An 8,568-nucleotide genomic window follows, 5' to 3' on the forward strand; every position below is an offset into this window, starting at 1 on the left:
TTTTTTTTTGATAAATTGGGGGAAGACCTATTGGGTCGTATCCCCTCGCATACCTCGCTTAAACTCTTCTCTCCGGGGATATTTAGGCCATTCCCGTAAGGATGGAAGGAGTTTCTATGAAACGTATTTTTATTGCCTTATCTTTGTTATGTGTGCCATTATTGGCATTCTCAGAAAATAAAATCAAAATGGTAACATACTTTCCGGTGCCGTATGTGGCATACAGTAAGATTAACGCCAGTAAACAATTAGACATAGGTCTTACGTCAGCCTGTGAAATGAACCTGGGCTGTTCAGAGTCTGGAGCTTTGGGCATTCGTCCGTTGCAGGCCACAACCGTCAACCTGAACCGGGGAAAATTAGATTTAAACACGGCTTCTGCCGTAAAAAGTACGAACGTAGCTTTGGGGAGCGGTTCTGGAGAGGCGAATATAGATTTCTCTACAAACCTGCGTATCGGCACGTTAAACAACGGCTACAGTCTGGAAGCCGCTGATATGACGGTGGACGAACTGAAATTGTTTGCGTCGCATATGCGTACAGGAGGGGAAAAATTCCCGTCGTGCGCGGCAACGGGAGCAAGCGGCGCGCCGCAGGTGTCGTGGCAGAAAGTAAAACTCAAAAAAGCGGAAGAAGTGTATCTGGTATGCGGTAATCCGCAGGAATCGGTGTGTAATCCTCCGAGCGGTGAGGCGACGAGCCAGTCCTGCCCAAGCGGGTATACGGGGACGCAGACGCGCACCTGGAACTATTCTACTTGTTCCTGGAATGCCTGGCAGGGCACCTGTACAAAAATAAATAACTGTTCGGATGCTTCTTATAAAGCTGCGAATAAAAGCGAGTGCTGCCCGTCTATGCCCAACACAGATACGGTTTGCTATAAATGGCATTGGGAATTTGTGGAAAGTTATGACGATTATTGGTTTCCTACTGAGGGCAGTCACGGAGGACGGACCTGTGAGCCTCCTTCTTATCTATCCACCGATCCCTGTGAGGACTCCTCCTGCAGGACTGCGGGAGATATATGTGAGCGGCTGGGAAACTATGGCTTTTGGAATGTGGGCGATACGGACTGTGTTGGTTCCGTGGATAAATTTGAATGCAGAAAGGTTAAAAACGGCTGGTAAACAGTATGTATTTTACACCCCGAGGCTCTTACCGCCCCGGGGTGTTTTTCTTTTCCCGGCGGCGTATGTCCAAATTTAGTAAAATATAACTATAGTATGATAGACATCAAAGACCTTTCCTTCCATTTTGGCCTTCGCACCCTGTTTGAAGACGCTTCCGTAATGATTCAAGACGGGCAGAAAGTCGGCCTGGTCGGGCCCAACGGCTGCGGCAAGAGTACGCTTTTTAAGCTGATTGAAGGAAAGTTCTCGCCGGACGGCGGCAAAATTGACGTTTCGCGCGGCACAAAGATTGCTTCCGTGGCGCAGGAAATCGCCGATCCGTCCCGGCCGCTGTTGGAATATGTGCTGGCGGCGGACAAAGAGCTTTCTTCCCTGCAAAAAGAACTGGAAAACCCGAATATTTCCGGCGAACGGATGGCCGAAGTGTTTGACAAGCTGGAATTTCTGGGCGCGCACAGCGCCGAAGCCCGCGCCAGCGCCATTTTAAGCGGCTTGGGTTTTGTAAACGAAGATTTCAAACGTCCGTTAAAAGAGTTTTCGGGCGGCTGGCAGGTGCGCGCCAATGTGGCGGCGTGTCTGTATGCGCCGTCCAACTGCCTGCTCTTGGACGAGCCCACCAACCACCTGGACCTTGAAACCGCCATGTGGCTGGAAAACTATTTGGTGCGCTTGGACAAAACCGTTTTCATCATCAGCCACGACCGTCATATTTTAAACCGTCTGTGCGATAAAATCATCCACGTGGAAGACGCGCAGTTAAAACTCTATAACGGCAATTACGATACGTACGAGCGCACCCGCGCCGCCGCCATTGAAGGCGCGCGCCTGGCCGCCGCCAAGCACGAGCGCGTGGTGGCGCATTTGCAGTCGTTCGTGGACCGTTTCCGCTATAAAGCCACCAAAGCCAAGCAGGCCCAAAGCCGCATTAAGATGATTGAAAAACTGGGCGACGCTCCTGCCATTCCCAAAGATCCGGAAGCGCACTTTTTGTTTCCGTCGCCGGAGCGGCTGCAAAACTCGCTGGTTACGATTGAAGACGGCGTGGCCGGATACGACGACAAGCCCGTGCTTGAGCGTTTAAATCTGCGCATAGAGCCGGACGACCGCATCGCGCTGTTGGGCGCGAACGGAAACGGCAAATCCACGCTGGCCAAAATCCTGTCGCACCGCCTGCTTTTGATGGGGGGGAAAATGACGATGGCCAAAAAAATGAAAATCGCCTATTTCTCCCAGCACCAGACGGAAGAATTGGACGTGGAAAAAACGCCGTACGAACAGCTCTCCGCCGTTATGCCGCTGGCTACGGAAACGCAAATCCGCGCACAGCTGGGGGCGTTTGGGCTCAATAAAGCCAAGTCGGACACGGAAATCGGCAAGCTCTCGGGCGGCGAAAAATCCCGCCTGCTGCTGGCGCTTATCACCAAGGATGCGCCGCACCTTTTGATTTTGGACGAACCGACCAACCACCTGGACATCCAATCCCGCCAGGCGCTGTTGGAGGCGCTGAACAATTACGAAGGCGCCGTCGTGCTGATTACGCATGATTTGCACGTGATTGAATACACCTGCGATACGCTGTGGATTGTGCGTCGCGGCACCTGCCAGACCTTTACCGGAGACCTGGAAGACTACAAAGCCCAGCTGCTTAAAAACAATGACCGCAACGACCTCGCCAGCGACAAGATGACTTCCAAAGAATCCCAGCGCAAAGCGTCGGCCGAGCGGCGTGCGCGCATGGCCCCGCTGAAGAAGGAAATCCGCGCGCTGGACGAAAAAATTGACAGAATCACCGCCCGTAAAAAAATACTGGAAGACCAACTGGTGTCTCAATACTCGGCGGACGGCAGCATTGAACTGGCCCTTTTAAACGACGAACTGAAAAACGCCGAAGAAGACTGGATCCGCCTAAACGAAGAATACGAACAGGCCGCCGCCCAATAACCATACAAGGAATTTTATGAAAGATTTTTCCGCTTTACCCGAATTTTTACAGGCCGCGCTCGCGCGGCTTAACATTACCGAACCCACTCCCATCCAGGCCGGGGCCGTACCGCCCGCCCTGGAAGGAAAAGACGTGCTGGGCACCGCGCAGACCGGTACGGGCAAAACATTTGCGTTTTTACTGCCGCTGGCCGCGCGCCTGGCCGAACGGCCGGAAGAGAACGCGCTTATTTTGTCTCCCACGCGCGAACTGGCGCAGCAGACCTATGCCGAACTTAAAAAACTTTCGGACCCCCAGCACCCGCTTAAAGCCGCGCTGGTCATCGGCGGGGACAATTTGCATAAGCAGTATGCGGATTTGCGCGGCAAGCCGCGCGTGGTGATTGCCACGCCCGGCCGGCTGATTGACCATATCGGCCGCAAAACCGTGAATTTAAAACAAACCCGTTATCTGGTGTTGGACGAAACGGACCGGATGCTGGATATGGGTTTTATAGCCGATATCCGCCGTATTGCGGATTCTCTTCCCGCGCCGCGCCAGACGCTGCTTTTTTCGGCCACGCTTCCCAGGGAAATCGTGTCGCTGGCGAATGAATTTTTGCGTAACCCCGTGCGCGTGCAAATCGGCTCCGTGGTGTCTCCCGCCGATTTGGTGGTGCAGGAAATCGTGCACGTAGGCGTGCGGGAAAAACTGCCCCAGCTCTTGCACGAACTGGAAACCCGCCGGGGCTCGGTGCTGATTTTTACGCGCACCAAACACGGCGCGGACCGCCTGGCCAAACAGTTAAAACTTTACGGACAGAAAGCCAACGCCCTGCACGGCGATCTGCGCCAGAACCGCCGCCGGCAGGTGCTGGAATTTTTCCGCAACGAAACGGTGCGCATCCTGGTGGCGACGGACGTGGCCGCCCGCGGCATTGACGTGCCGCATATCGCCCACGTGATTAATTACGACTTGCCCCAATGCCCCGAAGATTATATCCACCGCATTGGCCGTACGGGCCGCGCGGGGGCGGTGGGGTCTGCCCTGTCGCTGATTTCTGATGACGGACAGAAGTGGAAAGATATTTGCAAAGTCACCAAGTTTTCTATTCCCGTTAAAACGGTGCAAAAAAATATTGCGCCGCTTCCGGCCCCGAAATTCGTGGCGCAGGAAGAGGGAGACGCGCATTCCAAAAACCGCCGCAAAGCCGCTTCCAACCGTTCCGCGCGCCCTTCCAAAGCCACGCAGACGGCCAAACGCCTGCTGGCGGAGGGAGAAGTGCACTTGCCGCAGGATGAACGCGTCGCCCGGGCGGAAAAACAATTGGAAGAAGCGGCCCGGGCCGTGCGCGGCCTAAAACCGGCGGATAAAAACGCTCCGGCGCACAGGGAAACGCCCGCGCGGGCGGTACAGCCAAAGCCCGCTTCCAAACAAGGGGGGAAAGTTTTGGTAAAAGAGGGAGTCCGTTCTTCTAAAGCGCAGGCCGCCGGCAGGCGCCGCACTTTTCATAAAGCGGCGGAGGCACAGCGCGTGCTGGAAGCGCAGGAATCCAATCCGTTCCGCACCGTCAAAGTGGGCGCGAGCAAAAAAAAGCTGGCCCGGCGCCGCAAGAACGCCGCCAGCCGGGCGGACGGAAAGTCCGTTTCCGGGCCGAAAGCCGCTTCGGCCAAGCCGGGGCTGGCGTCGCGGTTTTTCTCCAAGTTTTTTAAGCGCAAACGCCGCTGACATTTACCCAACAAAAAACCCGTCGGATGACGGGTTTTTTTACGCTGCAGCGGATAGGTTAGTTACATATTTTGTCGCTGATAATATAAGAATCTCCCGTTTTGGAGGCGGTCCCGTCAGAACAGGTCTGCGCCAGCGATTCGCAGACGTGCTTCCATTTGGAAGAGCCGGAGTTGCATACCAACAAATCCTTGTATGTCGTCCCGCCGATGTCCCTTTTATAGGACATTACCAAACAATATGTATCGGAATAGGTGGAGGCTCCTGTACCGCTGATGCGGCAGGCGGAAATGCGGTCCGTGTAAAATAAATATTTGAATTTGCCTATGTTAAAGGTAGAGGCGTCGGGGGTGTCCGCGTCAAAGAAAGATACGTCCAGCCCGTTTAATTTAAGGGGCGCTTCGGAATTGGCGGAGCGGTAGCGTTTGGCGGAATCAAAAAGTGTTTTGAGGTTAACCAAAGCCTCCATTGCTTCGGCACGGTGCACGGAGCGGCGGTACTGCGGCAAAGCCACCGACGTTAAAACGGCGATAATCAGCACTACGGCCAAGAGTTCAACAAGCGTAAAACCGGATTGATATCTGTTCATAGGGTTCTCCTTTAATCGTTAGTATATCGGTTTTTAAGTGTTTTTTCAATATCAAACCCCCTTGCAAGCGGGTGAAAAAAGGCTATAATAAGGTATATCATTCCAACGTTTAAGGGGTTTTATTTATGAATAGTAACGCAAAACGTATCCTTGCCAAAGGGTTCACGCTCACCGAGCTGATGGCCGTGGTGATTATCATCGCTATTTTGGCCGGGATTGGTTTCGGGTCGTATAAAAAATCCGTGGAACGCAGCCATTTCACGGAAGGGCTGGTGGCGGGCAACACGGTGCTGGAAGCCGTCAACCGGTATTATTACGACAATCCGGATTTGTCCGCCGCCGCGCGCAAACGTCCGAAAATGGACTATCTGGACGTGGACCTTTCCAACGCCAAGGCCTGCACCGCCAGCACCGCGTCGGACTATTGCCGGCGCACGCGCTATTTTGAAGTGATTATTTACGACTGGGGCGTGCAGGTAAACCGCGTGCAGGGGAACAGCAATAAAGACTATTACTTCTATTTGTATCCGGATTTTGCGGGCCGCTATACCGACCAGTGCATCTCCCGCAGCGACGCCGGGGCCGATTTGTGCAAATCCATGGGCTATACGTCTTGCTCGTCTGGAAAATGTTCCAAACCGTAAGTCAGTTTGATATTTTTTGCGTCCGCCCGGGGCTGTAAAAGGGCGGGCGCTTTTTTATGAATACCTTAACAGAACACCCCGGGCTTCAGCCCGGGGAGTAGTTTCATGGGCGGAGAAGGGGTATAAAAAGAAAAAAACCATAAAGCCTGCGCTTTACGGTCCGCTGATAGGTCAGCCGTTTTGGACAGGCGGAAGAGTTTGTCTTCCCCTGTCCGCCGGCGAATGAATGGCCGGCTTCAAACTGCTTACTGGGGTGCTGTTTCACCCCGGGCCTGCCATTATTTTTTACCGATCATATAATGGGCGCCGCTGACGTTTTCGCCTACTTTCGTCAAGGCTTCGGCCATTTTTTCAAGTATCTTAATCATCATACTTTTCTCCTGTTAAAAACATTGGATAAGGAGAACCTTCTTATCTTTCCGTATAATTATTATACAAATTTTTCATACGGTTGTAAATTAAGGAGATATATGATAACAAATATAAAAATAATATGCAATATGTTTTTGGGGGTTTTTTAAGGGCCCCGGTGCCGGGCTTTTTATATAATATATAGTATGAAAGTACTCCATACCGATTGTTTGGTAATAGGCGGCGGAATAGCCGGGTGCGTCTACGCGCATCAAGCCGCCAAGAAAGGCCTTAAAACGATGCTCCTGTGCTGCGGGGAAATGCCCCAAGCCAACAGCGACCTCGCGCAGGGGGGGATTGTCTACGAGCCCAACCTGAATATGGATGATCTGCTGGCCGACGTGCAGATGGCCACCGCCGGAATGTGCAACGCGCGCGCCGTGCGGGAAATTTCCGCCGCGGGCTGCCGGGCCGTGGAAGAAGTGTTTTTAAAAGATTTATCCGTTAATTTTGACCGCGACGAAGCACACCGCCTGCGCTTTACGCGCGAAGGCGCACACCGCAAAAACCGTATTATTTATTCCAAAGACACCACCGGCCACGCCATGCTGGCGGCCATTCAGTCCGCCGTGCGCGCCAACCCGCTGGTGACGGTGCGGGAGTATGCCTCGGCCATTGATTTACTGACCCTCTCCCACAGCTCGCCCGACCCGATGGACCGCTATTATCCGCTGACGGTGTTCGGCGCGTACGTGCTGGATAATAAATCCGGCGAAGTGTTTGCCGTTACCGCCAAAAAGACCATTCTCGCCACCGGGGGCGTGGGCCAGCTTTACCGCCATACCACCAACGCCGAACACGCTTACGGGCACGGCGTGGCGATGGCGTACCGCGTGGGCGCGCGCGTGATGAATATGGAATTTGTGCAGTTTCACCCCACGGTGTTTGCCAAAGGGAAAAGCTTTCTGCTTTCCGAAGCGCTTCGCGGCGAAGGCGCCGTTCTGCGCAACTGCAACGGCGAAGCTTTTATGCCCAAATACCACCCGTTAAAAGATCTCGCTCCGCGCGACGTAGTGGCCCGCGCCATTGAAGAAGAACGCTTGAAAACGGCGCACGAGTGCGTGTATCTGGACATTACGGCCAACCCGGCCGAAGAAACCAAAGAGCGTTTTCCGGCTATTTATAAAAAATGCCTGGAAGAAGGCTTTGATATGACGAAAGTGCCCGTGCCTGTGGTGCCGGCCGCGCATTATTTCTGCGGCGGCGTGTATGCCACGCCGCAGGGGCGTACGAACATTGTCAATTTAAACGCCATCGGCGAAACGGCGTGCACCGGCTATCACGGCGCGAACCGCCTGGCCAGCACTTCTTTGCTGGAAGCCGTGGCCATGGGGTATTTATGCGCGGAAGCGGACGCAGAAGAGATTGCCTCCGGTTCCTTTCACATCCCGACCCCGAAAGACTGGGTGGTGCCGGAAGAAAAGCCGGACATCAGCCTGGTGCGCCAGGATTTGGAGACGCTTCGCAGTACGATGTGGAACTATGTGGGGCTTATCCGCAGCCAGAAGCATTTGGGCCGTGCGGAGAAGATTCTGCGCCACCTGCATAACGAAATTGACGCTTTTTATAAAGGCACCGCGCTTAGCCAGGAGCTGTTGGATTTGCGCAACGGCACGCAGACGGCGCTGTTGATTACGTATGCGGCGCTGAAAAACCGGCATTCGCTGGGCTGTCATTACCTGTCGGACGAAAAGGCGTAAGCCGATGTTTTTGTACAGGCCGGGCGGAAATTTTCCGCCCGGCCTTTTTTGTCTCCGGCCCTGCGGCTGTTGTGCCGTTTTATAGGGCCCGAACCCTGCGGACCGCTTTTCGGGCCGCCGGATGGGGGCTGTTGTGCCGTTTTAAGCAGGTCTTAGCCGTGTTGTTGCCGTTGTGGTTCCGGCCTTAGCCCGTCTATAAAATCCGTTTTACGCGGGAGAAGCGTTTTATTTGTCTGAGCGAAGCGAGTTGTAAAACGCGCCGCGTAGAACTGGATTTTATGGGCACCGGCCGGCAGTCTTTTTGTTCCTTTTTTGCTGTCAGAAAAAGGAAGTATAACTTTTTGCTTCTTTTAGAAATAAAAGAAGAAAGATATAAAAGGCTTGTATTGTTTTTTTTTTTTTGATAAATTGGGGAAAGACCGATTGGGTCGTATCCCCTCGCATA

7 protein-coding genes are annotated in these 8,568 nt (G+C 53.6%); 5 read left to right on the forward strand and 2 right to left on the reverse strand.

Going from position 1 to position 8,568, the window contains the following annotated elements:
* Window positions 1-116: 116 nt before the first annotated feature.
* The 3 genes from ACQY36_RS07490 (at window position 117) to ACQY36_RS07500 (ending at window position 4,779) form a co-directional block, all read left to right on the forward strand.
* Window positions 117-1,127 (forward strand): hypothetical protein, encoded by a 1,011-nt coding sequence (locus tag ACQY36_RS07490; protein ID WP_428078636.1) that lies wholly within the window; start codon window positions 117-119, stop codon window positions 1,125-1,127.
* Between the two features lie 96 nt (window positions 1,128-1,223).
* Window positions 1,224-3,071 carry an ABC-F family ATP-binding cassette domain-containing protein gene (locus ACQY36_RS07495; protein WP_428078638.1) on the forward strand — a complete coding sequence of 616 codons (1,848 nt, stop codon included), beginning with the start codon at window positions 1,224-1,226 and terminating at the stop codon, window positions 3,069-3,071.
* A gap of 16 nt (window positions 3,072-3,087) precedes the next feature.
* The gene (locus tag ACQY36_RS07500; RefSeq protein WP_428078640.1) at window positions 3,088-4,779 is read left to right on the forward strand and encodes a DEAD/DEAH box helicase; all 1,692 of its coding nucleotides are present in this window, start codon (window positions 3,088-3,090) and stop codon (window positions 4,777-4,779) included.
* Window positions 4,780-4,837: 58 nt separating this feature from the next.
* On the opposite strand, the gene ACQY36_RS07505 is transcribed toward ACQY36_RS07500, so the two are convergent.
* Window positions 4,838-5,368 carry a type IV pilin protein gene (locus ACQY36_RS07505; RefSeq protein WP_428078642.1) on the reverse strand — a complete coding sequence of 177 codons (531 nt, stop codon included), beginning with the start codon at window positions 5,366-5,368 and terminating at the stop codon, window positions 4,838-4,840.
* Window positions 5,369-5,493: 125 nt separating this feature from the next.
* Here ACQY36_RS07505 and ACQY36_RS07510 point away from each other — a divergent pair, with 125 nt between their 5' ends.
* Window positions 5,494-6,012, forward strand: a complete 519-nt coding sequence (locus tag ACQY36_RS07510) for a prepilin-type N-terminal cleavage/methylation domain-containing protein (protein ID WP_428078644.1) — start codon at window positions 5,494-5,496, stop codon at window positions 6,010-6,012.
* A 557-nt stretch (window positions 6,013-6,569) separates the two neighbouring features.
* On the forward strand, window positions 6,570-8,123 hold the full coding sequence (locus ACQY36_RS07515) for an L-aspartate oxidase (protein WP_428055744.1): 1,554 nt from the start codon (window positions 6,570-6,572) through the stop codon (window positions 8,121-8,123).
* A gap of 193 nt (window positions 8,124-8,316) precedes the next feature.
* On the opposite strand, the gene ACQY36_RS07520 is transcribed toward ACQY36_RS07515, so the two are convergent.
* On the reverse strand, window positions 8,317-8,568 hold a 252-nt coding region (locus ACQY36_RS07520; RefSeq protein WP_428078646.1), incomplete at its 5' end, for a hypothetical protein.

The sequence above is a fragment of the Candidatus Avelusimicrobium alvi genome, assembly GCF_958451995.1.
In the GTDB taxonomy this organism is placed as follows: Bacteria; Elusimicrobiota; Elusimicrobia; order Elusimicrobiales; family Elusimicrobiaceae; genus Avelusimicrobium; species Avelusimicrobium alvi.

Bases quoted from the DNA above. Each gene is read 5' to 3' on its own strand.
- ACQY36_RS07490 (WP_428078636.1), top strand. From the start codon at position 117: ATGAAACGTATTTTTATTGCCTTATCTTTGTTATGTGTGCCATTATTG.
- ACQY36_RS07495 (WP_428078638.1), top strand. From the start codon at position 1,224: ATGATAGACATCAAAGACCTTTCCTTCCATTTTGGCCTTCGCACCCTG.
- ACQY36_RS07500 (WP_428078640.1), top strand. From the start codon at position 3,088: ATGAAAGATTTTTCCGCTTTACCCGAATTTTTACAGGCCGCGCTCGCG.
- ACQY36_RS07505 (WP_428078642.1), bottom strand. From the start codon at position 5,368: ATGAACAGATATCAATCCGGTTTTACGCTTGTTGAACTCTTGGCCGTA.
- ACQY36_RS07510 (WP_428078644.1), top strand. From the start codon at position 5,494: ATGAATAGTAACGCAAAACGTATCCTTGCCAAAGGGTTCACGCTCACC.
- ACQY36_RS07515 (WP_428055744.1), top strand. From the start codon at position 6,570: ATGAAAGTACTCCATACCGATTGTTTGGTAATAGGCGGCGGAATAGCC.